Consider the following 24,132-nt stretch of genomic DNA (forward strand, 5'->3'; position numbering starts at 1 on the left):
GTGCGGCCCTGGCGGCGGACGGGCAACCGCACCGTCCACCGCGACCGCTGGGTCCATCTCCGCGCCGAGGCCTGGGAGACCGGGGCCGGCGCGGTGCTCGACCCCTGGTACATGCTCGACTGGGCGGACTGGGTGAATGTCGTGGCGCTGACGCCGGATGGCCGGCTGGTGCTGGTGCGCCAGTTCCGCCCCGGCCTCGGCGGCATGACGCTGGAGCTCCCCGGCGGCATCGTGGAGCCAGGGGAAGCCGACCCGGTCGCCGCCGCCCGCCGCGAATTCACCGAGGAGACGGGCTACGACGCCCCCGCCTTCCGCCTCGTCGCCACGCTGCGGAACGACCCGGCCCATGCCGGCAACCGCGTCCACGTCGTCCTCGCCGAGGGCGCCGTCCCGGCCGGCGCCCAGCGCCTCGATCATGGCGAGGAGATCGCCGTGGAGGTCCTGCCGCTGGCCGCCGTCCTCGCCGGCCTGGCCGAGGGGGCGGTCGCCAATGCCAACCATGTCGGCGGCCTCCTGCTCGCCTTGCGGGAAAGCGGCCGGCTGGGCGCCTGAACCGTCAGCGGGACGCGGCGTTCCGCCCGGGTGACCACCCTCCGGACCCGATGCAACGCCGCCGCTTCCTCGCCCTTGCGGGCCTCGCCACCAGGCCCGCCCCCCTGGCCGCCGCGCCGGCGCCCATGATCCGCGACACCTGGACCGACCCCGCCCGCAACCGCAGCCTGCCGGTGCTGATCCGCCTGCCCGATGCGGAGGGCCCGGCCCCGGCGGTGCTGGTCTCCCACGGCCTCGGCGGCTCGCGCGAGGGGCTGGCCTATCTGGGCCAGGCCCTGGCCGAGGCCGGCTTCCTCGTCCTCCATGTCCAGCATCCGGGCACCGATGCCGGCCTGTGGCAGGGCCGGGCCGACATCTCGGCCGCCATGGCCGCCGCGGCGCTCGATGCCGGCCAGGCCTTCGCCCGGTTGCAGGACGGGATCTTCGCGCTCGGCGAGCTGACCCGCCGCCCCGGCTTGCGGGAGCGGGTGGACGCGCAGCGCCTCGCCGCCGCCGGCCATTCCTACGGCGCCTGGCTGGTGCAGCACCTGCTCGGCCAGCGCCTGCCGGGCGGCGACCATGGCCTCGCCCTGCCCGATGCGCGGCTGAAGGCCGGCATCGCCCTCTCGCCCATCCCGCCGCGCGGCCTCTCGCCCCGCTTCGCCTTCGGCCGCATCGCCCGGCCGATGCTGCACGTCACCGGCACGCTCGATTCCGGCTTCATCGACAGCGTCACGGCGGAGGACCGGGAGCTGCCCTTCCGCTCCATCAGCGGCCCGCCCCAGGCCCTGGCGGTGCTGGCCGGCGCCACCCATGCCGCCTTTGCCGATGAGCGCGCCGCCGGCCCGCGCTGGGCCGACCCGGCCTTCCATGCCCGCACGGCGGGCCTCGCCACGGCCTTCCTCCGCGCCACGCTGCTCGGCGATGCCGCCGCGCGCGCGGCGCTGCTCGCCGGCATGCCCGGGTTGCTGGCGCCGGGCGACCGCCTCACCTGCAAGGATTTCGGATGATGGCCGACCAGAAGCCGACCGGCGCTGCCGAGACGATGAACACCGCCGACCCCAATTCCAAGACGACGGCGGCCAAGGTGCAGCAGGGCGGCACCACGACCAACCCGAAGGCCAAGGTTCCCTCCGACCTCTACCCGGACCCGCCCGGCATCACCGACAGCACGCCGGGCGGACGCGACGACTGAAGCGCAACCGGCGGATGGCACGGCCTGGGGCGCCGCGGGCAGGCTGGCCCGATGCAACACGCGCCGCAGATGATCTCCCGCGACTGGGCCTTGCTGGTCGCTCTCTCCGTCCTCTGGGGCGGGTCCTTCTTCTTCGTTGGCGTGGCGGTCAGGGAATGGCCGCCGCTGCCGATCGTGCTGCTGCGCGTGGCGATCGCCGCGGCGGCGCTCTGGAGCCTGGTCGCCGCGCTGCGGCTGCCGGTGCGGCGCGACCGCGCGGCGCTCGCTGCCTTCCTCGGCATGGGGCTGCTGAACAATGCGGTTCCCTTCGGCCTGATCGTCTGGGCGCAGGGCAGCCTGCCCTCGGGCGTCGCCTCCATCCTGAACGCCACGACGCCGCTCTGGGGCGTGCTGGTGGCGCATGCGGCGGGGGCCGAGCGCGCGACGCCGCGCCGCCTGGCGGGGACCCTGCTGGGCTTCGCCGGCGTCGCGGCGATGGTCGGCGCCGACCTTGCGGGGGGCCTCTCCGGCCATGCGCTGGCGACGGCGGCGATGCTGCTGGCGACCTTCGCCTATGCCCTGGCCGGGCTGTTCGGCCTGCGGGTCCGCGCGCTCGGCATCCCGCCGCTGGTCGCGGCGGCGGGCCAGACCACGGCATCGACCCTGCTCCTGCTGCCGCCGGTCCTGCTGCTCTCGCCGCCCTGGGCCTTGCCGGTGCCCTCGCCCGCGATGGCGGCGGCGCTGGCGGGGCTCGGCCTGCTCTCCACCGCGCTCGCCTATCTGCTGTATTTCCGGCTGCTGGCCTCGGCCGGGCCGGTGAACCTGCTGCTGGTGACCCTGCTGGTGCCGGTCTCCGCCATCCTGCTCGGCGCGCTGGTGCTGGGGGAGGCCTTGGCGCCCCGCCATGCGCTCGGCATGGCGGGGGTCGCGGCGGGGCTGGCGCTGATCGACGGGCGCCTCGTCAGCCGCTGGAGGCGCCGAGGCGCGGCGGCTTGATCCCCGCCAGCTCGCACTGCGCATCGAGCATCGCCGAGAAATCCTTCTGCCCCCAGCCGCGGCCGCGGGCGCTGCTGAAGGCCTCGCGCGCGGCAGCCGCCACCGGCAGCGTCACCTTCGCCGCATTCGCCGCCTGGACGATCAGCGACAGGTCCTTGTGCGCCAGGTCGATGGCGAAGCCCGGCTCGGTGTCGCCCGCCAGCACCTTGTTCGGCCAGTTCACCTTGAGCTGGCCGTTGGTCGCCGTCGTCCCGTGCAGTACCTCCAGCGTCTTCTCGAGGTCGAGGCCGAAGGCGGCGGAGAGCGACAGCGCCTCCGCATTCAGCTGGCAGAGGATGATGGCGAGGTAGTTGTTGACCAGCTTGGTCCGCGTCCCCGCGCCGGGCCCGCCGCAATGGTGGATGGTCGTCCCCATCGCCTCCAGCAGCGGCTTGACGCGCGCGAAGTCGGCCTCGCTCGCGCCGACCATGAAGAGCGATTCGCCGCGATCCGCATGCAGCGCCAGCCGCCCGACCGGCGCATCGACGAAGCCGATGCCGCGCGCGGCGCAGGCGGCGGCCAGTGCATCCGTGGTCTCCGGGTCCACCGTCGACATGTCCATCACCAGCCCGCCCGGCTTGATGTTGGCGAGGATGCCGTCGGCGCCGAGGATGGAGGACTGCACCTCCCGCGGCCCGGGCAGCATGGTCAGCACCACGTCGCTCGCTTGGGCGACGGCGGCAGCGCTGCCGGCCGAGGCGGCGCCCAGCTCCTCCAGCGCCGCCACCGGCCCCGGCGCGATGTCGTGCACCGTCAGCGGATGCTGCTTGCGGCGGATGTTGGAGGCCATGCCGCGCCCCATCCGCCCGAGGCCGATGAACCCGATCCTGTCACCCATGCGTCGTCTCCCTTTGGAACGGGAAGACTGGCATCGCGCCGCCGGCGCGGAAAGCCATCCGCTCGTTGCGCTGGGCGCCGCTTCCGCGCAAGCTGGGCCTGGGAAACGAAACAAGGGAGTCTTCCTGCATGAACCGCCGCCGCTTCATCGCGACGGGCGCTGCCGGCACGGCCGGCGCCGCTGCGCTGGCCACGCCGAACCTCGCCTCCGCCCAGCCGCGCATCCGCTGGCGCTGCCCGGGCAGCTTCCCGAAATCCCTCGACACCCTTTGGGGCACGCAGGAGTTCATCGCCAGGCGCGTCTCGGAGATGACCGACGGCGCCTTCCAGATCCAACCCTTCGGCCCGGGCGAGCTTGTGCCGGCGCTGCAGGTGCTCGATGCCGTGGGCAACGGCAATGTCGAATGCGGCTACACCAGCGCCTACTATTACCTCGGCAAGGATCCGTCGCTGGCGATCGCCACCTGCATCCCCTTCGGCCTGTCCACCCGCCAGCACTGGGCGTGGCTGACCCATGGCGGCGGGCGTGATCTCTATGCCGAGGTCTACCGCGACCAGGGTGTCGTCGGCATCCCGGCCGGCAACACCGCGGCGCAGATGGGCGGCTGGTTCAGGAAGGAGATCAAGTCGGTCGAGGACCTGAAGGGGCTGAAATTCCGCATCGCCGGCTATGGCGGCAATGTGCTCAGCAAGCTCGGCGTGGTGCCGCAGCAGATCGGCGGGTCGGACATCTACCCGGCGCTGGAGCGCGGCGTGATCGACGGCGCGGAATGGGTCGGGCCCTATGACGACGAGAAGCTCGGCTTCAACCGCGTCGCCCAGTACTACTACTATCCGGGCTGGTGGGAGTACTCGCCCTCCATCGACATGATGGTCAATGCCAAGGCCTATGACGAGCTGCCGGCCCAGTACAAGGCCGTGCTGAACGCCGCCTGCACCGAGGGCTGGCATTGGATGGCCGCGCGCTATGACGTGCTGAACCCGGCCGCGCTGCGCAGGCTCCTCGCCTCCGGCACCCAGCTCCGCGGCTTCCCGCGCGACGTGCTGACCGCCTGCTACAAGGCGAGCCAGGACCTCTATGCCGAGATCGGCGGGCAGAATCCGCGCTTCAAGCGCATCCACGAGAAATGGGATGCCTTCCGCCTCGAGCAGACCCAGTGGCTGCGCGTCGCCGAGGACTCGCTCGGCAACTTCCTCGCCGCCGCGACCGCGCAGCGGTGAGGGGGAGGGGGCGGCCCGCAGGCCGCCCCCGTTCCGGCGCTCAGCGCGCCGCCGGCATCCGCACCAGGCGGAGCTGGATGTAGTTGTCCGCCGTCTGCGGCACCTCGACGCCCTGCCGCGCCGCCCAGACGATCTGCTGCTGGTGCAGCGGGATATAGGCGACATCCTCCTGCAGGATCTTGCTCGCCTGGCTGATGAAGGACTGGCGCTTCGCCGGGTCCGTCTCCACCGCGATCTGGTCTACCAGCGCGTCGAAGCGCGGGTTGGAGTAGCCGCCGTTGTTGAAGACGCCGCGCGTGCCGTTCCGCGTGCCCGCCAGGCTGAAGAGCGCGTTGTGCGCGTCCGAGGTCGCCGGCGTCCAGCCCAGCATGTAGAAGCTGGTGTTGTAGCGCGGCGCGTTCACCTCGGCGAAGAAGCGGGCGCGGGTCTGGGCGTTCAGCGTCACCCGGATGCCGATGCGCGCCAGCATGGAGACGGTCGCGGTGCAGATCGCCTCGTCGTTCACGTAGCGGTCGTTCGGGCAGTCCATGGTGACGCCGAAGCCGTTCGGGTAGCCGGCATCGGCCAGCAGCTTCTTCGCCTCGTTGACGTTGACCGCCGGGCGGACGTCATCCGCCTCGACGAAGCCGTTCACCCCCGGCCCGTAGAGCAGGTTGGACGGCCGCGACTGGCCGCGCATGACGGTGCGCTGGATGGCGTTGACGTCGATCGCCAGCAGCATGGCGCGGCGCACCCGCACGTCCTGGAAGGGGTTCTTGCCCTCCACGTCCGACTTCAGCAGCTGCGGCCGCGACTGGTCCAGGCCGAGATAGATGGTCCTGAGCTCCGGCCCCTGGATGATGCGCACGCCCGGCGTGTTGGAGATGCGCGTCACGTCCTGCGGCGGGACGGTGTAGATGAAGTCGACTTCGTTCGAGAGCAGCGCCGCGACGCGCGTGGCGTCATTGGCGATGACGTTGAACTCGACGCGCTGGAGGTTGTGCACCGGCTTGTCCCACCAGTTGGGATTCGGCTGCAGCACCGTGCGGCGGTCGGGCTCTCGGCTCACCAGCAGGAAGGGGCCGGTGCCCATGGCGTTGCGCGTCGCGAAATTCTCCTCGCGCGAGGTGAGGTCCGCCGGGCGCGTGGCGTTGTTCTTCTCGGCCCAGGCGCGGGAGAACATGCCCCAGTTGGTGATCTCCTGGATCAGGATGGGGTTCGGCTGGTGCGTCTCGAAGTCGACGGTGTGGTCGTCGACCTTGCGGATCTCCTTCACCGAGGCCAGGACGGACTGGATGTTGGAACCCTGCGCCCGAGCGCGCTGGGCGCTGAACACCACGTCGTCGGCGGTGAAGGGCGTGCCGTCGCTGAACTTCACCCCTTGGCGGAGATGGAAGCGCCAGACGGTGGGCGAGGGCTGCTCCCACCGTGCGGCCAGCGCCGGCTCCGGCTCCATCTGCGCATTCCGCCGCACCAGCGGCTCGTAGAAGTTGGACCCGAAGGACAGCAGGAAGGTCTCCTGCCGGGTATAGGGATCCATCGAGTTGGTGTCGCCATCATTGGCCCAGCGGAAGGTCTGGGCCTGGGCGCAGAGGGCGGTGCCGCAGAGCAGGGCAGCAGCCAGGGCAAAACGACGCATTGTTGTTGGGTCTCCCAGCGAAATCGACCTGGGCAACCTAACCCGGAGCGCCGCGCCCGAAAAGCAGAACGGAGGCCTTTCGGCCTCCGTCCGTAACAATCCAGGAGACGGCAGCGGGCGTCAGGCGCGCAGCCGCGCCGGCAGTCCCGCGACCGCGCTGTCGATCAGTGCCGCATCGGCCTTGGCGTCGATCCGTTCGGCGATAACGCTGCGCGCCGCCGCCACCGCGATGTCGGTCGCAGCGCCCCGCACTTCGGCCACCGCCCCGGCCTCCGCCGCGGCGATGCGGTCGAGCGCCATGCGCTCGCGCCGCTTGGCCGAGGCTTCCGCCTCCGCCGCCGAGGCCTCGCCGACGCGCTGCGCCTCGGCCTGGGCACGGGCCAGCAGCTCCTGCGCCTCGGTCAGCGCTGCGGCGCGGTCGGCCTCGGCCTGCTTCAGCAGCGCCTCCGCCTCGACCCGCAGGCGGGAGGCCTCGGCGAGCTCGGCCCGCACGCGGTCCGCCTTCGCATCCAGCATCCCGGTGATGCGCGCCCAGGCCATCCGCCCGACGAGCAGGAAGAAGATGACGAAGGAGACCGCGACCCAGAATTTCGGGTCGAGCCAGAAGTGTTCGTAATGGTGACCCATCAGGCCTGCCCCCGCGCCGCGAGCTCACGCTCGACTGCCTTGGCAATGGCGGCGCTGTCGCTCCGGCCGATCAGCCGGGTGACGAGCGCATCCGCGGTGTCGGTCGCCACCTGGCGCAGCGCGCCCATGGCATTGTCCCGCGCCGAGGCGATCTGCTGCTCGGCCGCCTCGATCTGCGCGGCGAGCCTGGCGTTGAGCGCCTCGGCCCGCGCCGCTGCCTCGCCCTGCGCCTTCTGGGTGGCGGCGGCAACCGCAGCCTGCGCCTCGGCCCGTGCCTTGGCGGTCGCGGCCTGGTGGTCGGCCATCGCGGCATCGGCCCGCTGCTTCGCTGCCTGCGCGCTCTCGAGGTCGCCTTCGATCCGCGCGCGCCGCGCCTCCAGCACGCCTTCCACCTGCGGCAGCGCGTAGCGCGCCATCACGTAGTAGAGGGCGCCGAAGATGATCAGCATCCAGATGACCTGGGCGATCGTCCACGGATTGCCGAAATCCAGCTGCGGCATGCCGGCGCTGCTGGTCGCGCCCGGATGCTCGGACGCCACCTGCGCCATGGCGGGCAGGGTGGCGAGCGAGAGCAGGGCCGCGATCCGGATGGTCTTCTTCATGCTCGTCTCCCTTGCATGGCGAACGGAGGGCAGCCGGCTGCCGCCCCCCGTGCGGCCAGGCTCAGGTGAAGAGGATGAGGAAGGCGATCAGCAGGGCGAAGAGCGCCACCGCTTCCGTCAGGGCGAAGCCCAGGATGCCGATCGGGAAGACGGCGTCACGGGCGGCCGGGTTGCGCGCCACGCTGGTGATCAGCGAGGAGAAGATGTTGCCGATCCCGAGACCGACGCCGAACAGCGCGATGACGGCGATACCGGCCCCGAGGGCCTTGGCGGCAGCGACTTCCATGTGAGTGTCCCTTCAGGGGTGGTGTGGTTGTGGAAGGTCCGAACGACGGCGGGCTCAGTGCAGGTGCACCGCGTCGTGCAGGTAGATGCTGGTCAGGATGGCGAAGACATAGGCCTGCAGGAAAGCGACCAGGATCTCGAACCCGACCAGGGCGACGTTCATCGCCATGGGCAGCGCCGCGCCGACGAGGCCCAGCACGCCGGCCGCCGAGCCGATCATCACGACAAAGGTGGCGAACACCTTCAGCATGACGTGGCCGGCGACCATGTTGGCGAAGAGACGGACGGAGAGGCTGATCGGCCGCGAGAGGTAGGAGATGACCTCGATCGGGATGATCAGCGGGGCGAGCGCCTTGGGCGCCCCCTCCGGGAAGAAGTAGCCGAAGAAATGTGTGCCGTGGATGGCCAGCGCCACCACCGTCACCACGACGAAGACCAGCGCGGCGAGGGCGAAGGTCACCGCGATGTGGCTGGTGAAGGTGAAGGCGTAGGGAAACAGGCCGATCATGTTGCCGAACAGGACGAACATGAAGATCGAGAAGACGAAGGGGAAGTAGCGCTTGCCCTGGTCGCCCACCTGGCCGGTGACGATGCCGTGGACGAACTCGTAGCCGCTCTCGGCCAGGGCCTGGAGCCGACCGGGGACGATGTCGCGCTTGGCCGTGCCCCACATCATCAGCGCGGTGATGAGCCCGAAGGCCAGCAGCATATGCGCGTTCGACTGGCTGAAGCGCACGGACTCGCCGAGGGCGCCCATGAACGGCACCAGCTCGAACTGGCTCAGCGCGTCGATAGCTTTGCCTTCAGCGGCCACAGCTGCCTCTCCCGTCGCGTCAAATCTTCCGGCCACTGCGCGGGTTGAACAGCCTGTAGATGTTCATGATTCCGGCAGCGGCGCCCGCCACGAAGAACAGCAGGAAAAGCCAGGGCTTCGTCCCGAGCCACCGGTCCAGCAGCAGCCCGATCCCGACCCCGACCACCAGGGCCGAGACCAGTTCGACGCCGACGCGGAACCCGATCCCCATCGGACCGGGCGGAAGACCCCCCTTGGCATCCTCGGCCGGCTTGTCGAGACCCTGGCGGGTCCGTGCCTCCCGAAGTCGCCGCTCGAAGTCGTCGCGCTCGTTCACCCTCGCTCCTCCGTCGGACCCCGGCGGAAGGCACCGGGCTCCTAAGGCCCCCCCCGCGGAGTGTCAATCCGTCGCGCGCCGCTATCGCCGAGGGCACGCGCTTTTCAGCCGATTCATGGCGGGTCGGTACGGTTTCACACCGCCTCGAAGGCGCCGCTCTGCTGCCGCCAGAGCCGGGCATAGACCCCGCCCCGCCGCAGCAGCCCCTCATGCGTCCCCTGTTCGGCGATGCGGCCGTGCTCCAGCACCACCAGCCGGTCCATCCGGGCGATGGTCGAGAGGCGGTGGGCGATGGCGATCACCGTCTTGCCCGCCATCAGCTCGGCCAACTGGTCCTGGATGGCGGCCTCCACCTCGGAATCGAGGGCGCTCGTCGCCTCGTCCAGCACCAGGATCGGCGCATCCTTCAGCAGGACGCGGGCGATGGCGATGCGCTGGCGCTGCCCGCCGGAGAGCTTCACTCCCCGCTCGCCCACATGGGCGTCGTAGCCCGCCCGTCCCCGCCAGTCCTGCAGCTGCTCGATGAACCCGGCGGCGGCGGCCCGGGCGGCGGCGGCCTCTACTTCCGTCATCCCCGCCTCCGGCCTCCCGTAGCGGATGTTCTCGCGGATCGAGCGGTGCAGCAGGGCGGTGTCCTGGGTGACGACACCGATGGCGGCGCGCAGGCTCTCCTGCGTCACCCCGACGATGTCCTGGCCGTCGATCAGGATGCGCCCGCCCTCAGGGCGGAAGAAGCCGAGCATGAGGTTCACGAGGGTCGACTTCCCCGCCCCCGAATGCCCGACCAGCCCGACGCGCTCCCCGGGCGCGATGGTGAGGTCGAGGCCCTGGATCACCCCCGTCTCGCGCCCATAGGCGAAGCGCACCCCCTCGAAGCGGATCTCGCCGCGCGGGACCCGGAGCGGCACCGCCCCCGGCGGGTCGGGCGCGGTGGGGGGGACCGCGATGGAGTTCATCGCCTCCTGCACCACGCCCAGATTCTCGAAGATCGCGGTGACGTTGAAGGCCACCCAGCCGGAGATGTTGGCGATCTGCCAGGCCATCGGCAGCGCCGTCGCCACCGCCGCGAGGCCGATCTGCCCGTGGCTCCAGAGCCAGATGCCGGTCGCCGCGGTGGCCGTCAGCATCGCGGCGTTCAGGGTGCCGAGCAGGAAGCCGTTCAGCGTGACGAGGCGCATCTGCCGCTGGAAGGCGGCATTCAGCCCGAGCAGCCCCTCGCGGACGAAGGCATCCTCCTGCTCGGCCCGGGCGAAGAGCTTCACCGTCTGGATATTCGTATAGCTGTCAACGATCCGCCCGGTGAGCTGGCTGCGCTGGGCGCTCGCCTCGCGGGATCGGTCCCGCATCCTGGGCACGAGGAAGCGCAGCAAGGTCGCATAGGCGCAGAACCACACGGCGATCGGCATGGCCAGCCGCCAGTCGGCCCCCGCCAGCAGGCCGAGCGCCGCGGTGCCGTAGACCAGGATGTACCAGACGGCATTGACCACCTGCACCACGCTTTCGCGCAGCGCCGGCCCCGCCTGCATCACCCGGTTCGAGATGCGTCCCGAGAAATCCTCCTGGAAGAAGGGCAGCCCCTGGCGCACCACCTGCCAATGGCTTTGCCAGCGCACCAGCGAGGTGAAATTCCCGTTGATGCCCTGCTGGGTGATGAGGTTCTGCAGCAGCAGCGCCCCCGGCCGCCCGACCAGCACCAGCGCCGCCATCCCGACCAGGCTCGGCCAGGCCTCGGCCCAGAGCCGGTCCGGCGCATGGCTGGTCAGCAGGGCGACCACCCGGCCGATCATCGCCGGAATGGCGGCATCCATCAGCGCCACCAGCAGCCCGGCGAAGAACAGCGCGGCGAAGAGCGCCCGCGCCTGGCTGATGAAGTGCCAGTAGAAACCGGCGAGGCTCCGCGGCGGCGGCCCCCCGGGGACCGCAGTGCCGAGGATCCGCGTGGCAGGGGATCCGGGAGGCGCGACCGGGTCAACCAGGCGCTCAAAGAAGCGGAAAGGCATGGCGCCACAACGCGCCCGCCGGCCTCCGAGGTCAAGCAATGGCGAGGCCGGCCGCCGCTCCCGCTTCACGAAATCGCGCGGTGAGGCGTCCCTCGACGCCTGAGATCGTTGTCAGCGCAATGATCTACTTTTCGGCTTTCATGGCCGCCATTGGCCGGGCGCAATCCCTGCCGCTCTGGCTGCGCCTTCTCCTGACCGGGCTGGTCGTCCTCGGCGCCTTCGTCGCGCGGGAGGGAGTCGGCACGCTGCTGCCAAGCACCAACGTCTTCCTGATGCCGATCCTCGGCGTCCTCGTCAGCGCCACGCTGTTCGGCAGCACGGCCGGGTTGTTCGCCACCGCCATCTCCGCCTTCTGGCTGTGCTGGGCCTACCTGCCGCCCCATGGCAGCCTCCAGGTGGGGGATCCCCGGCAGCTCTGGGCGCTCGGCCTGTTCATCCTGATCTGCATCTTCATCAGCCTGGTCATCGGTGCCTCCCAGGCGACGCTGCTGCGGCTTCGCGACGCGCATGAGGCGCTGGCCCGCACCGACGCCCAGCGCCGCCTGCTGCTGCAGGAATTCCGCCACAGGACCCGGAACGACCTGCAGTCGCTGGTCGCCCTGCTGCTGCTGCGCGCCCGCGCCGCACCCTCCTCCGCGGCCCAGGACGGGCTGCGCGAGGCGGCCGAGCACGCCCGGGCACTCGCCCGCGTCCATACGCTCCTCGCCCAGGAGGCGATCCATGAGGACGACCCGGCCCTGGTCGACAGCCGCGCCTTCGTCGAGGGCCTGGCGATGGAACTCGCCCGGACCCATGCGACGGAGGGCCTGCGCCCCGTCGTGCTGACGGCGGAGGCGGAGACCCATCCGCTCGATTCCGAGCGCGCCATCCTGGTCGGGCTGGTGCTGAACGAATGCGTCACCAACGCGCTGAAATACGCCTTCCCCGACGACCGGCCGGGACGGGTCCAGGTGCGCTTCACGCGGCTCGACGGCCACTTCCTGCTGACCATCGAGGATGACGGCACCGGCACCTCGCCGGAGGACCAGACCGGCAGCGGCAGCCGCACCCGCCCGCTCGGCACCGGCCTCGGCACGCGGCTGCTGCGCGGCATGGCCGCGCAGCTGCGCGGCAGCTTCACCCGCGGCCCGGGGGCGGGCGGCGCCGGCACCCATGTGGAGCTGCGCTTCCCCGCCCAGGCGCCCGGGCGCAGGGGGTGAGCCCTATTCCGCCGCCTGCTGCCCCTCCACCATCTCCACCGCCCGGCCGAGATCGACGCTGAGCAGCCGGCTCACCCCGCGCTCCTGCATGGTGACGCCGTAGAGCCGGTGCATCCGCGCCATGGTCAGCGGGTGGTGGGTGACGATGAGGAAGCGCGTGCCGCTCTCGGCCGCCATCGCCTCCAGCAGGTCGCAGAGCCGCTCGACATTGGCGTCGTCGAGCGGCGCATCCACCTCGTCGAGCACGCAAACCGGCGCCGGCTGGCAGCGGAAGACCGCGAAGATGAGCGAGAGCGCGGTCAGCGCCTGCTCGCCGCCCGAAAGCAGCGAGAGGGCCGAAAGCTTCTTCCCCGGCGGCTCGGCATAGATCTCGAGCCCCGCCTCCAGCGCATCCTCCGAGCCGACGAGCGCCAGATGCGCCCGCCCGCCGCCGAAGAGCCGGCCGAAGAGGCTCTGGAACTCGGCGTTCACCCGGTCGAAGATCGTCCGCAGCCGCTCCCGCCCCTCGCGGTTCAGCGCGCCGATCGAGCCGCGCAGCTTGGCGATGGCGGTGCCGATCTCCTCCCGCTCGCGGGTGATGGTGGCGATGCGGGCCTCGATCTCCTCCATCTCCACATCGGCGCGGAGGTTGACGGGGCCCATCTCCTCCCGCTCGCGGGCCAGGCGTTCCAGCTTGCGCCGGGCGCGGTCCTCGGCGGCATCGGAGAGCTCCTCCGGCGCCGGCAGCGCCGCGCCCTCGCCGAGGCGTTCGTTAACGCGCTCCTCGACGGCCGCGGCCGCTGCCTCGGCCTGGCTCGCGGCCCCTTCGGCCCGCAGCTGCGCCTCGCGCGCCGCGGCGAAGGCGGCATCCGCCTCCCGCCGTGCCTCGGCCGATGCCTGCCGCTCCGCCTCGGCGGCGGCGAGGGCGGCGGCGGCCGTCGCATGCGCCGCCTCGGCCTCGGCCAGCACCGTCCCGGCCTGGCGACGGGTTGCCGCCGCCGCCTCCGGCAATGCGGCGAGCTCGTCATGCGCCGCCCTGGCCTCCGCCGTGCGCTGGCGCAGCTCTTCCAGCCGCCCGGCCGCATCGGCCCGGCGTCCGGCCCAGTCCGCGCCCTCGGCGGCGATGGCGGCCCGGCGGGTCGCCAGCCGCTCGCGCTCGGCCCGCAGCGCGGCCTGCGCCTCGAGCGCCGCCCCTTCCTGCGCCCGCGCACCGGACAAGGTGCCCCGTGCCGCCTCCACGCCGGAGCGGATGCCGCCCAGGTCCGGCAGCGCCGACTGCGCCGCCCGTGCCCGCTCCAGCGCCGCCTCGGCCTCGGCCGCATCGGCGGCGATGCGCCCGAGCTGCGGGGCGAGGGCGGCGGCTTGGCTCTCCGCCTGCGCCGCGGCGGCGGTGAGCCGTGCCGCCTCCTCCCGCGCCGCCTGCACGGCCGCCTCGGCCCCGCCGCGCGCCGTGCGCGCCGCCGCCTCGGCCGCGACGGCCTCGGCCTCGCGCTGCCGCAAGGCCTCGGCCGTGCGCCGCAAGCCATCGAGATCGGGCAGGCCGGCCTGCGCCTCGCGCAGCGCGGCCAGCGCTGCCTCGGCCTCCGCCCGCTCCGCTCCGAGCCGCTCGAGCTGCGGGGCGAGGGCGCCGATCCGGCTCTCCGCCTGCGCGGCCGAGGCTACGAGGCCGGCGGCTGCCGAGCGCGCGCGCTGGAGCCCGGTCTCGGCTTCGGCGCGGTGGCGACGCGCGGCGGCCTCGGCCGCGCCGGCCTCCGCCTCAGCCCGCGCCGCAGCCTGAACCTCGGCCGCCGCCGCCTCGGGAGCGGGGAGGGCGGCCAACGCCTCGGCGGCTGCCTGCTCGGCCGCCTCTGCCTCTGCCAGCGCCTCGGCCAGCCGCGCGAGCTGCGGCTCCAGCGCGCCGAGCCGGCTTGCCGCCTCGGCGGCGGCGGCGGCCAGACGGCTGGCTTCGGCCCGCGCTGCGGCGAGCCGGGCTTCGGCAAGGCGCCGGGCCTCGCGCGCACCGGCCTCGGCGGTGCCGGAAGCGGCCTCGGCCGCCTCGGCCGCCGTGCGCAGGCCGGCCGCGGCGGACGCTGCCGCCTCCGCATCGCCGAGCCGTGCGCGGGCCGCGGCGAGGCGGTTGCGCTGCTGCAGCCGCACCGCGCCGGGATTGGGCGCATCGGCGCGCGCGGTGTGCCCGTCCCAACGCCAGGCGGCGCCGTCGCGCGCCACCACGGCCTGGCCCGGTGCAAGCCGCGCCTGCATCGCCGCCCCATCTGCCCCCTCGGGCAGCAGGCCGATCTGGGAGAGGGCCCGGGCGAGGGCGGGAGGTGCCTCGACCAGGGTGGCCAGCGGCGTGAGCCCGGCCGGCAGGGCGGGCGCGGCCTCGAAGGCCGGCAGCTGGCGCCAGTGCCGGGCGGCGGCGGGGTCGGCCGGGCTTTCCAGCGCCTCGCCGAGCGCCGCGCCCAGGGCGCCCTCCAGCCCCGGCGGGACGGAGACGGCATCGAGCACCGGCGGTGACGCGCTCCCGGCCGCCTCGCCGGCAGCCAGCGTCTCGCTCAGCGCCTCGACCTCGGCGGCGGCGCGGGCGCGGTCGGCCTCGGCCTCAGCGGCGGCGGCGCGGGCCTCGGCATGGCGGGCGGCGGCGGCAGCGCGCGCAGCCTCTGCCTCGCCGACGGCAGCCAGGGCGGCGGCGAGGGCAGCCTCGGCTTCCGCGGCCATGGCCTGGGCGGCGTCGAGGGTCTCGGCCGGCACGGCGGCGGCGCGGGCGGCATCCCGCTCGGCCAGCAGCTTCGCATGCTGCGCCCGGGCGCCGGCGGCGCGCTGGCCGGCGGCGGCCTGCTCCGCCTGGGCGCGGTCGCGGCCGCTCCGGGCCTCGACCATGCGGCGGCGGGCGGTGGCATGCGCTTCCTGCGCGGCGACGCGGGCGGCCTCGGCGGCGTCGAGGCGGGTACGCGCCTCGGCCAGGGCGACCTCGGCGGCGGCGGTCGCGGCCTCCGCCTCGGCCAGCCGCTCCGGCGCGATGCGCTGGGCGAGGGCCGCGTCATGGTCGGTGGAGAGGCGGCCATGCTGGGCGGCGATGCGCCCTGTGCGCTGCTCGGCCTCGGCGAGGGCGGTGCGGGCGCGGGCCGCCTCGGCCTCGGCGGCGGCGGTGTCGCGCCGGGCCGTGGCGTGGGCCTCCTGCGCCGCGGCGCGGGCGGCCTCGGCCTCGGCGAGGGCGGTGCGGGCACCCTCCAGCCGCGTCACGGCCTGGCTGGAGGCCGCCTCGGCCGCCTGCAGCCGGGCGGGCGCGAGGCAGGCGGCCAGGGCCGCCGCATGCTCGGCCGCCAGCGCATCGCGCTGCGAGACCAGCCGCCGCGCCCGCTCGGTGCTGGCGGCGAGCTCCATGCCCGCCGAATTGACGCGGGCGGCGATGGCGGCCGCATCCTCCGTCGCCGCATTGGCGGCGCGCTCGGCGGCCCGCGCCGCCTCCGTCGCCTCGGCGAGCGCCGCCGCGGCGGCCTCCAGCCGGGCGGGCAGGCTCGCCTCCGCCTCAGCGAGCGCGGCGTCCTCGCGCGCCAGCCGCCGCTCGGCCGCCAGCGCATCGCCCTCCACCGCCTCGGCATGGGCGAGGTCGCGGGTGATCTGGGCGAGCCGCGCCTCGGCCGCGGCCAGCGCCTCGCGCGCGCGGCGCTCCTCGGCATCCAGCCCCTCGGCCTCGACGCGCCGACGCTCCAGCGCGGTGCGCGCCATGGCTTCCGCCTCGCGCGGCGCCGGGATGCCCCGCTCGGCGGCGAAGCTCCGGATCGCCGCCGCCTCGGCCTCGGCCCCGGCCGCCTTGGTCACCGCCAAGGCGCGGGCGAACTCCGCCGAGGCGAGCGCCAGCGCCGCCTGCGTCCGGGCGCGCAGCAGGGCGAGCCATTCCGCCTCCGCCCCGCGCACTAGGCCCGAGAGGTTGCGGTAGCGGTTGGCCTGCCGCGCCTGGCGCTGCAGCGACTGCCGCTGGGTCTCGAGCTGGCCGAGCAGGTCCTCCGCACGGCCCAGATTCGTCTCCGCCTGGCGCAGCTTCAGCTCCGCCTCGTGCCGCCGGGCGCGGAGGCCGCTGATGCCGGCCGCCTCCTCCAGCACCTGCCGCCGCTCCTCCGGCTTGGCGCCGATCATGGCGGAGACGCGCCCCTGGCTCACCATGGCCGAGGCGCGGGCGCCCGAGCCGATATCGGCGAACATGGTCTGCACGTCGCGCGCCCGGACCTCGCGCCCATTGATCCGGAAGGAGGAGCCGTCGCCGCGCGCGATGCGCCTGATGATCTCGAGATCCGGCGCGTCGGTATGGGGCGGCGGGGCGAGGCCGGCTGCCTCCTCCAGGTAGAGCGAGACCTCGGCCAGGTTCCGCCCCGGCCGGGTCGCAGTGCCGGCGAAGATCACGTCCTCCATCTCGCCGCCGCGCATGGAACGGGCGGAGGTCTCGCCCATCGCCCAGCGCAGCGCCTCGACGACGTTGGACTTGCCGCAGCCATTCGGCCCGACGATGCCTGTCAGCCCCGGCAGCACCTCGACCAGCGTCGCCTCGGCGAAGCTCTTGAAGCCGGCGATGCGCAGCCGGGCGAGCGTCGCCCTCGGCGCATCGCGCCGAGGCTCTTCCGAGGCCGGGGCCTCCTCCGTCTGGACCTCGTCGCTCAACCGCGCCTCGCTTCCTCGAACAGCTGCTTGAACTTATCGAAGGGCATGTCGCCCGACTGGTTGATCGTCTTGCGGCCCTTGAAGGAGAAGCTCGGCGTGGCCGAGACGTTGAACTCCTTCTCCGCCGCCTGCCGCTGCGTGAGGATGGCGCGCTTCAGCCCGTCATCCGCCAACACCTCGTCGTATCTGGCGCGGCTCATGCCGGCGAGGGCGGCCATCTTCGCCAGCTCCTCGCGCGGGTCGCCGCGGGTGAAGGCCCAGCGGTCCTGGTTGGCCAGCAGGGCGCCGATGAAGCCCTCGTAGCGCTCCATCGGCAGGCTGCGGGCGACGCAGGCGGCGGCCAGCGCCAGCTGGTCGAGCGGGAAATCCACCCAGACCAGCCGCAGCGAGCCGGTCTCGATCAGGTCGCGCTTCACCATGGGGAAGGTGTTCTGGTGGAAGGCGGCGCAGTGGGAGCAGGTGAGGGAGTAGAACTCGGTCACCGTCACCGGCGCATCGGGCCGGCCGGTGCCGCGTTCGGCCATCCGCGGATCGGCGGTCTGGGCGAGGGCGGGCGCGGCGGCGAGGGCCGGCATCGCCAGGATCAGGCGGCGGGAGAGGGGCATGCGGCCTCCAGGCAGTGTCATCCTCGGTTCCGATAGACGCCCCGGGCGAGCTTTGCCAGCGCCTCGCGCAAATCCCCTGCCGGAAGGTTACCGAGCCCCGCCTCCACCCGCTCCGGCAGCGGCGCCTCCGGCTTCGGCCGCGGCCGCGCCGGGGCCGCGCTGGCGGCCTGCTGGACGAAGCGCAGCCGCTCCACCACCGGCTTGCCGAGCTGGGCGTTGATCCGCTCGATCAGCTGCGGCGCCAGATGGCTCAGCTCCATCGCCACCGGGCCGACGCAGCCGATGGTGAGCGTGCCCGCCGTCACCCGCTTCGGGCTGGTGACGGCGGCGAGGCTCGGCCCCACGATCTCCGCCCAGTCGGCCATCAGCAGGGCGCCGGCCGGGCTCTTCTTGCGGAAGACCGGCCGCGTCAGATGCGGAATGAGCGTCCCGAGCGGGCGCGGCCCCCAGACGAATCGCCGATCCTCGCTATCTTTCGCCATATGCCCTTACCCCCCGCCGCCGCGCTGCTCGCCTGGTACGACCGCCACCGCCGGACCCTGCCCTTCCGCCGCAGCGATGGCGGCCGCCCCGATCCCTACCGCGTCTGGCTCTCCGAGGTCATGCTGCAACAGACGACGGTGGCCGCGGTCGGCCCGCGATTCGAGCGATTCCTGGCCCGCTTCCCGGATGTCGAGGCTCTGGCCGCCGCCCCGGAGAGCGCGGTGATGGAGGAATGGGCCGGGCTCGGCTACTACGCCCGCGCGCGCAACCTGCATGCCTGCGCGCGGGCCGTCGCGGCGATGGGCGGCTTCCCCCGCACCGCCGAGTCGCTGCGCGCCCTGCCTGGCATCGGCGCCTACACCGCCGCCGCCGTCGCCGCCATCGCCTTCGACGAGCCGGTGATGCCGGCGGACGGCAATGTGGAGCGGGTCACGGCCCGCCTCCTGGCCGAGGAGACGCCGCTGCCGGCCGCCAAGCAGCGCCTCGCCGCCGCGGCCTCCGGCTTCATGGTGGATGCGGCGGCCCGCGCCCGCCCCGGCGACTTCGCCCAGGCGCTCTTCGACCTCGGCGCCACCATCTGCACGCCGAAGGCGCCGGCCTGCGCCCTCTGCCCCTGGCGCGGCGGGTGTCTCGCCCAGCAGCGCGGCATCCAGGGCGAGCTGCCGCGCAAGTCGCCGAAGCGCGCCCGCCTGCTGCGCCACGGCGCGCATTTCCTGCTGGCCGATTCCGAGGGGCGACTGCTGCTCCGCCGCCGCCCGCCGCGCGGCCTGCTCGGCGGCATGCTCGAACTCCCCGGCACCCCCTGGCGCGACGAGCCCTGGACCGAGGCGGAGGCCCTGGCCCATGCGCCCGTCCCCGGTCTCCCCTGGCGGCGCCTGCCGGGCGTCGCGCGGCATGGCTTCACGCATTTCGAGCTGGAGATGCTGCTCTACGCCGCAGCCGTCCCGCGCCTCGACCCGCCGGAGGGGATGGAGGCGCGCGACAGGGCGGAGGCGGCGACCGCCCTGCCGACGGTGATGCGGCGGCTGCTGGCCCTCGCTGGCTGAGGGCCGCTCAGCCCGGCTCCATCCCCGCCACGGCCAGGATGGCCGCCAGGCTCGCCGACATGCCGCGCAGGCTCTCGCCCGGCTCCACGTCGATCCACTCCTCCAGCGAATGCGCCCGCCCGCCGCGCCCGCCGGAGCCGATCTTGATCGCCGGGATGCCGAGGCTCATCGGGATGTTGGCATCCGTCGAGGAATATTCCTGCCGCGGCGCAAAGCCATGCGCGGCAACGGCGGCGACGGCGAGCTGCACGATCTCCGCTCCCGGCGCGGTATGCCCGGCCGGCCGGTCGCCGATCGGCGTCACCTCCGCCACGACCGGCCCCTCCCGCGTCGAGCGCGCGGCATTCTCGGCGGCAACAGCCGCCTCGACGCCCGCAAGGAACTCCCGCTCCAGCCGCGCCAGCTCCTTCGCGGATTGCGAGCGGAGGTCGACCTCCATCCACACCTCGTTCGGGATGGCATTCACCGAGGTCCCGCCGCCGAGCACGCTGACGCAATGCGTCGTCTGCGGCTCCCGCGGCGCCGTCAGCTGGGCGAGGGTGAGGGAGGCCCGCGCCATCGCATAGGCCGGGTTCACCAGGCCGAAGGCCGCGAAGCTGTGCCCGCCAGGGGCCCGGAAGGCGATGCGGTAGCGCTTGCTGCCGATGCCGCCCGTCACGATGCGGTCGACCTCCGGGCTGTCGACGGTGAAGAAGGCGCCGACCCGGTCGCGGTGCCGCCCCTCGGTGAAGAAGTGCCTGACGCCGCGCAGGTCGCCGAGCCCCTCCTCCCCCACATCGCCGAGGAAGAGGATGTCCGCCTGCGTCCGGATCCCCGCCGCATCCATGGCGCGGAGGAAGGCGAGGTTGACGGCGAGGCTCCGCGTGTCGTCGCCGACGCCGGGGGCGAAGAGCCTGGTTCCCTCGCGCCTGACCCGCACGTCGGTCCCCTCTGGGAAGACGGTGTCGAGATGCGCCGCGACGACGACGGTGGTGCCGTTGCCCGTGCCGCGCCTGCAGCCCATGACGTTGCCGACCGCGTCCTGCTCCACCTCCTCGAGCCCGTGCTCGCGTAGCATCCCGAGATAGGCGGCGGCGCGGCGCTCCTCCTTGAAGGGCGGCGAGGGGATCTCGGTCAGGCGGATGATGTCCCCGACGGTGCGGTCATGCTCCCGCTCCATCACCGCGACGGCGGCCTGGAAGCGCGGGTCGGCGAGGATGGCGGCGATGGTGTCCGCGGCGCTCATTGGCCCCCTCCCAGCAGCTCCGCCCGGATCTCGTCGAGCAGGCGCAGCCGGCCGCCCGGCAGCTCGACATGCCAGAAGGCCCAGCCGTTGCAGCTCGGCGCCTCCTGCACCGCGGCGCCCACCTGGTGGATTGAGCCCTGCGCCCGGCCGCAGCGGATCGAGCCATCCGCCGTCACCGTCGCCTGCCAGCGCCGCGCTCGGTCCACCAGGAGGGAGCCGGGGGGCACCAGGCCGCGCTCCACCAGCGCGCCGAAGGGGATGCGCGGCTGCTCGCGCTTGCCGGCCATGGTCAAGGCGGCGGTCTCCGACAGGGGCTCGATCGCATCCACCCGGGCCTGGGCGGCCTCGGCATAGGCGGGATCGCGCTCGATCCCGACATAGCGCCGGCCGAGCCGCCGGGCGACGGCGGCCGTCGTCCCGGTGCCGAGGAAGGGGTCGAGGATCACCTCCCCCGGATTGGTGCAGGCGAGGATGACCCGGTGCAGCAGCGCCTCCGGCTTCTGCGTCGGGTGGAGCTTCGCCCCCTTCGCGTCCCGCAGCCGCTCCTGCCCGGTGCAGAGCGGGATGAACCAGTCGCTCCGCATCTGCACGTCCTCGTTGAGCGACTTCATGGCGGCGTAGTTGAAGCGGTAGCGGCTCTCCTCGCCCCGGGCGGCCCAGATCAGCGTCTCATGCGCATTGGTGAAGCGCCGGCCGCGGAAGTTGGGCATCGGGTTCGCCTTGCGCCAGATGACGTCGTTCAGCACCCAGAAGCCGAGGTCCTGCAAGGCGGTGCCGAGGCGGAAGACGTTGTGGTAGCTGCCGATCACCCAGATCGTGCCGTCCTTGCGCAGCACCCGCCGCGCCTCGCCGAGCCAGGCGCGGGTGAAGGCGTCATAGGTGGCGAGGTCGGCGAAGCGGTCCCACTCGTCGTCGACGCCGTCGACCAGGCTGTCATCCGGCCGGCGCAGGTCGCCCTTCAACTGCAGGTTATAGGGCGGGTCGGCGAAGATCGCGTGCACCGAGGCCGGCGGCAGGCGCTGCATCTGTTCGATGCAGTCCCCGACCAGGATCTGGTCGAGTGCAAGGTCGAGCCCGGTCCCCAAGATAGCCTCCCCCAAGACTGGGCCCCACAACCCTTCCCGCACCGAATCGGCGAGGCGCCACAATCGCCGGGCGGACTCGCCGGGTCAACCAAAGCGAAGCGCCGCCTGGTCGACGGGCGCGAATCCCCGGCGGTGATGCGGCGAAGGCCCATGTTGGGCGAGCGCCGCGCGGTGCAGCGCCGTCGGGTAGCCGGCATGGCGGGCGAAGCCATAGGCCGGCCAGCGCGGGTCGAGCCGCGCCATCGCCCGGTCGCGCACCACCTTGGCGAGGATGGAGGCGGCGGCGATGGAGAGGCTGAGGCCGTCCCCGCCGACCACGCAGCGCACCGGGCAGGGCAGGGGCGGCGCGCGGTTGCCGTCGACCAGGGCGAGGGCGGGCGGCGCGGCCAGCCGGGCGACGGCGCGCGCCATGGCGAGGTGGGTGGCGCGCAGGATGTTCAGGCGGCCGATCTCGGCGGCGGAGGCGGCGGCGATGGCACACTCCGCCTCGCCCCGCGCCGCAGCCTCGCGCAGCGCGGCGAAGGCGGCCTCGCGCGCGGCGGCGGTCAGGCGCTTGCTGTCGTCGAGCAGCGCGGCCAGCGCCGGCGGCACGCCGCGCGGGAAGACGACGGCGGCCGCCAGCACCGGCCCGGCCAGCGGGCCGCGCCCGGCCTCGTCGACGCCGGCGACGCGGCCGCCGGCCTCGGCCTCCAGCGCGAAGTCAGGCCGGGGAGGCGAGGGGCTTGTCCTTCTCGACGATGTAGGTGGCGGCGATCTTCGAGGTCACCGGCCCGCCCCGGCCGCCATGCGGCACGCCGGGCGGCACCTGGAAGCCCTCGCCGGCCCTGTAGGTGCGGGCGGGCTGGCCCTCGACCTCGAGCATCACCTCGCCCTCGGTCACCACCGAGGATTCGACGCCCGGATGGGTGTGGCGGGCGATGACGGCATTGGGGGCGATCTCGATCGTCATCGGGATGGAGACCTTGCCGTCGCCCGGATAGTCGATGGTGCCGAGCATCCTGCGGCTGACGCCGCCCGTCTGCGCCGCCGCCCGCGTCGCCGCCAGGCCGACCGCGGCGCAGAGGGCGCAACCCATGAATCCCCGACGCGAGCGCATCCGTCCGTTCCTTTCCCAAGCGCACGAATCCTAGCGAAGGGCCGCGCGGGGGCATAGGCTTTCGATCAACCAAACAAGGGAGCGTCCCGATGCGCCAACGCCTGCTCGCGCCCGAACCCTCGCCGCCCTCCGTCTTCCTCGACCCGGCGAGCATGCCCTGGGAGGAGAGCGCCTTCCCCGGCATCCGCTCGAAGACCCTCTACAGCGACCCGTCCGGCATGTGCACGCTGCTGCTGAAGCTCGAGCCGGGCGCCGAGGTGCCCCTGCACGAGCACACGGCGATCGAGCAGACCTATGTGCTGGAAGGCCGCTTCGTCGACGAGGAGGGGGAGTGCCTGCCGGGCCAGTTCGTCTGGCGGCCGCAGGGTAACACCCATGTCGCCTGGGCGGGGCCGGAGGGCGCGCTGATCCTCGGCATCTTCCTCAGGCCGAATGTCTTCGCCGCCGGGCAGAAATTCTTCACCGCGGAGGAGTAGGGGGGGCGGATGGCCGGGCCGGGGGATGCTGGCCCGACCATCCTCTACAGCAGTTCCAACTGCCGCGCCGGCATGGGGGGCTCCGGCGGCGGGGCGAACTGGCTGCAGTCCAGGGCCTGGGAGGCGACGCGGCTGTTGCCGAAGCCAAGCTTGCGGGCTGCCAGGTGAAAGCGGTTGGCCAGCATGTCGGCATAGGGCCCGGTGCCGGTCTGGCGGGTGCCGAAGCGGCTGTCATACATGGCGCCCGCGCGCGTCTCGCGCACCAGGGCCAGGATGCGGGCGGCGCGGTCGGGGAGGTGGGTGCGAACCCACTCCTCGAACATCGCCCGGAGCTCGAGCGGCAGGCGCAGCAGCACATAGCCCGCGCGGGTGGCGCCGGCCTTGCAGCTTTCGGACAAAATGCGCTCCAGCTCCGCGTCGTTGAGGCCGGGGATCATCGGCGCGGCGAGCACGCCCGCGGGGATGCCGGCGCGGGCGAGGGCCTGGATGGCCTGCAGGCGCCGCAGCGGCGTCGCGGCGCGCGGCTCCATCCGCCGGGCGAGGGATGCGTCGAGCGTCGTCACCGAGAGGCAGACATGGACGAGGTTGCGCTGCGCCATCCGCGTCAGGATGTCGAGGTCGCGCAGCACGCCGGCCGACTTGGTCACGATGGTGACGGGGTGGCCGAAGCGCTCCAGCACCTCCAGCACCTGGCGGGTCAGCAGCAGGGTCCGCTCGACCGGCTGGTAGGGGTCGGTATTGGCGCCGAGCGCGACCGGCTTCGGGACGTAGCCGGGGCGGCGCAATTCCTTCTCGAGCAGCGCCGGCAGGTCGGGCTTGAAGAGCAGCCGCGTCTCGAAGTCGAGGCCGGGGGAGAGGCCGATATGGGCGTGGCTCGGACGGGCATAGCAGTAGATGCAGCCATGCTCGCAGCCGCGATAGCTGTTGATCGAGCGGTCGAAGCCGAGATCCGGGCTGTCGTTGTAGGTCAGCGCGCTGCGCGAGCGCTCGCGCAGCAGCGTGGTCGGCAGCGGCGGCAGGTCTGCAAGGTCGGCCAGGCTGTCCCAGCCGTCGTCGAAGGCCTCCCGCGCCGTGCTCTCGAAGCGAACGGGCGGGTTGGAGAGGGCACCGCGGCCCTTGCGCGTGCCCGTCAGGAGGGCGGAAACAGACGATCCGTCCGGCATGACGACCGTTCCTTCTCTGTTCCTTGGAACCCTGCCAAGGCGGAACCGGCCTGTCAAGAACATCGTAGGAACGCTTGGTT

At 73.3% G+C, this 24,132-nt stretch carries 24 protein-coding genes; 8 read left to right on the forward strand and 16 right to left on the reverse strand.

Translation table 11 applies throughout. The features are described 5' to 3' along the window. From AC5JJ1_RS28880 to AC5JJ1_RS28895, 4 genes are read left to right on the forward strand one after another with little or no spacing between them, the layout of a single operon-like run. Positions 1-552 carry an NUDIX hydrolase gene (locus tag AC5JJ1_RS28880; RefSeq protein ID WP_495788573.1) on the forward strand — a complete coding sequence of 184 codons (552 nt, stop codon included), beginning with the start codon at positions 1-3 and terminating at the stop codon, positions 550-552. Between the two features lie 50 nt (positions 553-602). Beyond that, positions 603-1,541 (forward strand): alpha/beta hydrolase family protein, encoded by a 939-nt coding sequence (locus tag AC5JJ1_RS28885; RefSeq protein WP_495788574.1) that lies wholly within the window; start codon positions 603-605, stop codon positions 1,539-1,541. After that, positions 1,538-1,726: a hypothetical protein gene (locus AC5JJ1_RS28890; protein ID WP_495788575.1), complete on the forward strand. Its 189-nt coding sequence runs from the start codon at positions 1,538-1,540 to the stop codon at positions 1,724-1,726. Before AC5JJ1_RS28885 ends, AC5JJ1_RS28890 begins: the two co-directional genes overlap by 4 nt. 51 nt (positions 1,727-1,777) lie before the next feature. Further along, entirely contained in the window at positions 1,778-2,701 is a 924-nt protein-coding gene (locus tag AC5JJ1_RS28895) for a DMT family transporter (protein ID WP_495788576.1), read from the forward strand. Here AC5JJ1_RS28895 and AC5JJ1_RS28900 read toward each other — a convergent pair. Beyond that, complete coding sequence (locus AC5JJ1_RS28900; protein WP_495788577.1) at positions 2,667-3,692, reverse strand: NAD(P)-dependent oxidoreductase; 1,026 nt, start codon at positions 3,690-3,692, stop codon at positions 2,667-2,669. The two genes, AC5JJ1_RS28895 and AC5JJ1_RS28900, sit on opposite strands and share 35 nt — an antisense overlap. A 14-nt stretch (positions 3,693-3,706) precedes the next feature. Between AC5JJ1_RS28900 and AC5JJ1_RS28905 the strand changes: the two genes are divergently transcribed. Then, complete coding sequence (locus AC5JJ1_RS28905; RefSeq protein WP_495788578.1) at positions 3,707-4,798, forward strand: TRAP transporter substrate-binding protein; 1,092 nt, start codon at positions 3,707-3,709, stop codon at positions 4,796-4,798. 40 nt (positions 4,799-4,838) lie between these two features. Here the strand turns inward: AC5JJ1_RS28905 and AC5JJ1_RS28910 are convergent, their stop codons facing one another. The 7 genes from AC5JJ1_RS28910 to AC5JJ1_RS28940 form a co-directional block, all read right to left on the reverse strand. Then, positions 4,839-6,416 carry an ABC transporter substrate-binding protein gene (locus tag AC5JJ1_RS28910; RefSeq protein WP_495788579.1) on the reverse strand — a complete coding sequence of 526 codons (1,578 nt, stop codon included), beginning with the start codon at positions 6,414-6,416 and terminating at the stop codon, positions 4,839-4,841. 120 nt (positions 6,417-6,536) lie between these two features. Further along, positions 6,537-7,043 (reverse strand): F0F1 ATP synthase subunit B, encoded by a 507-nt coding sequence (locus AC5JJ1_RS28915; protein ID WP_495788580.1) that lies wholly within the window; start codon positions 7,041-7,043, stop codon positions 6,537-6,539. Continuing rightward, positions 7,043-7,645, reverse strand: a complete 603-nt coding sequence (locus tag AC5JJ1_RS28920) for a F0F1 ATP synthase subunit B family protein (protein ID WP_495788581.1) — start codon at positions 7,643-7,645, stop codon at positions 7,043-7,045. The genes AC5JJ1_RS28915 and AC5JJ1_RS28920 overlap by 1 nt, the downstream gene beginning before the upstream one ends. Positions 7,646-7,706: 61 nt before the next feature. Next, entirely contained in the window at positions 7,707-7,931 is a 225-nt protein-coding gene (locus AC5JJ1_RS28925) for an ATP synthase subunit C family protein (protein ID WP_043338292.1), read from the reverse strand. Between the two features lie 54 nt (positions 7,932-7,985). After that, positions 7,986-8,744, reverse strand: coding sequence for a F0F1 ATP synthase subunit A (locus AC5JJ1_RS28930; protein ID WP_495788582.1), 759 nt, complete (start codon positions 8,742-8,744; stop codon positions 7,986-7,988). Between the two features lie 19 nt (positions 8,745-8,763). Next, entirely contained in the window at positions 8,764-9,060 is a 297-nt protein-coding gene (locus AC5JJ1_RS28935; RefSeq protein ID WP_043338289.1) for an AtpZ/AtpI family protein, read from the reverse strand. Between the two features lie 134 nt (positions 9,061-9,194). Next, entirely contained in the window at positions 9,195-11,060 is a 1,866-nt protein-coding gene (locus tag AC5JJ1_RS28940) for an ABC transporter ATP-binding protein (protein ID WP_495788583.1), read from the reverse strand. Between the two features lie 140 nt (positions 11,061-11,200). On the opposite strand from AC5JJ1_RS28940, the gene AC5JJ1_RS28945 reads away from it, so the two are divergent. After that, positions 11,201-12,259, forward strand: coding sequence for a DUF4118 domain-containing protein (locus AC5JJ1_RS28945; RefSeq protein WP_495788584.1), 1,059 nt, complete (start codon positions 11,201-11,203; stop codon positions 12,257-12,259). A gap of 3 nt (positions 12,260-12,262) precedes the next feature. Here the strand turns inward: AC5JJ1_RS28945 and AC5JJ1_RS28950 are convergent, their stop codons facing one another. Genes AC5JJ1_RS28950 through AC5JJ1_RS28960 form a run of 3 tightly spaced genes read right to left on the reverse strand, consistent with a single transcriptional unit; the run spans position 12,263 to position 17,960 of the window. Continuing rightward, entirely contained in the window at positions 12,263-16,873 is a 4,611-nt protein-coding gene (locus tag AC5JJ1_RS28950; protein ID WP_495788585.1) for an AAA family ATPase, read from the reverse strand. Beyond that, on the reverse strand, positions 16,870-17,478 hold the full coding sequence (locus AC5JJ1_RS28955) for a DsbA family protein (protein ID WP_495788586.1): 609 nt from the start codon (positions 17,476-17,478) through the stop codon (positions 16,870-16,872). Before AC5JJ1_RS28955 ends, AC5JJ1_RS28950 begins: the two co-directional genes overlap by 4 nt. A gap of 17 nt (positions 17,479-17,495) precedes the next feature. Further along, on the reverse strand, positions 17,496-17,960 hold the full coding sequence (locus AC5JJ1_RS28960; protein WP_495788587.1) for a DUF721 domain-containing protein: 465 nt from the start codon (positions 17,958-17,960) through the stop codon (positions 17,496-17,498). Between AC5JJ1_RS28960 and AC5JJ1_RS28965 the strand changes: the two genes are divergently transcribed. Beyond that, entirely contained in the window at positions 17,961-19,007 is a 1,047-nt protein-coding gene (locus tag AC5JJ1_RS28965; protein WP_495788588.1) for an A/G-specific adenine glycosylase, read from the forward strand. 7 nt (positions 19,008-19,014) lie between these two features. Here the strand turns inward: AC5JJ1_RS28965 and AC5JJ1_RS28970 are convergent, their stop codons facing one another. The 4 genes from AC5JJ1_RS28970 to AC5JJ1_RS28985 form a co-directional block, all read right to left on the reverse strand. Next, a complete protein-coding gene (locus tag AC5JJ1_RS28970; RefSeq protein WP_495788589.1) occupies positions 19,015-20,232 on the reverse strand; it encodes a M20/M25/M40 family metallo-hydrolase in 1,218 nt (405 codons plus the stop codon). After that, positions 20,229-21,317, reverse strand: a complete 1,089-nt coding sequence (locus AC5JJ1_RS28975; protein ID WP_495788590.1) for a site-specific DNA-methyltransferase — start codon at positions 21,315-21,317, stop codon at positions 20,229-20,231. Before AC5JJ1_RS28975 ends, AC5JJ1_RS28970 begins: the two co-directional genes overlap by 4 nt. Before the next feature lie 84 nt (positions 21,318-21,401). Further along, positions 21,402-22,010 carry a ribonuclease HII gene (gene rnhB / locus AC5JJ1_RS28980; protein ID WP_495788668.1) on the reverse strand — a complete coding sequence of 203 codons (609 nt, stop codon included), beginning with the start codon at positions 22,008-22,010 and terminating at the stop codon, positions 21,402-21,404. A 7-nt stretch (positions 22,011-22,017) separates the two neighbouring features. Next, a complete protein-coding gene (locus AC5JJ1_RS28985; protein WP_495788591.1) occupies positions 22,018-22,392 on the reverse strand; it encodes a cupin domain-containing protein in 375 nt (124 codons plus the stop codon). Between the two features lie 110 nt (positions 22,393-22,502). Here AC5JJ1_RS28985 and AC5JJ1_RS28990 point away from each other — a divergent pair, with 110 nt between their 5' ends. After that, a complete protein-coding gene (locus AC5JJ1_RS28990) occupies positions 22,503-22,889 on the forward strand; it encodes a cupin domain-containing protein (protein WP_495788592.1) in 387 nt (128 codons plus the stop codon). A 44-nt stretch (positions 22,890-22,933) separates the two neighbouring features. On the opposite strand, the gene AC5JJ1_RS28995 is transcribed toward AC5JJ1_RS28990, so the two are convergent. Further along, positions 22,934-24,052: a PA0069 family radical SAM protein gene (locus AC5JJ1_RS28995; protein ID WP_495788593.1), complete on the reverse strand. Its 1,119-nt coding sequence runs from the start codon at positions 24,050-24,052 to the stop codon at positions 22,934-22,936. Positions 24,053-24,132 lie beyond the last annotated feature (80 nt).

Source organism: Belnapia sp., assembly GCF_059504005.1.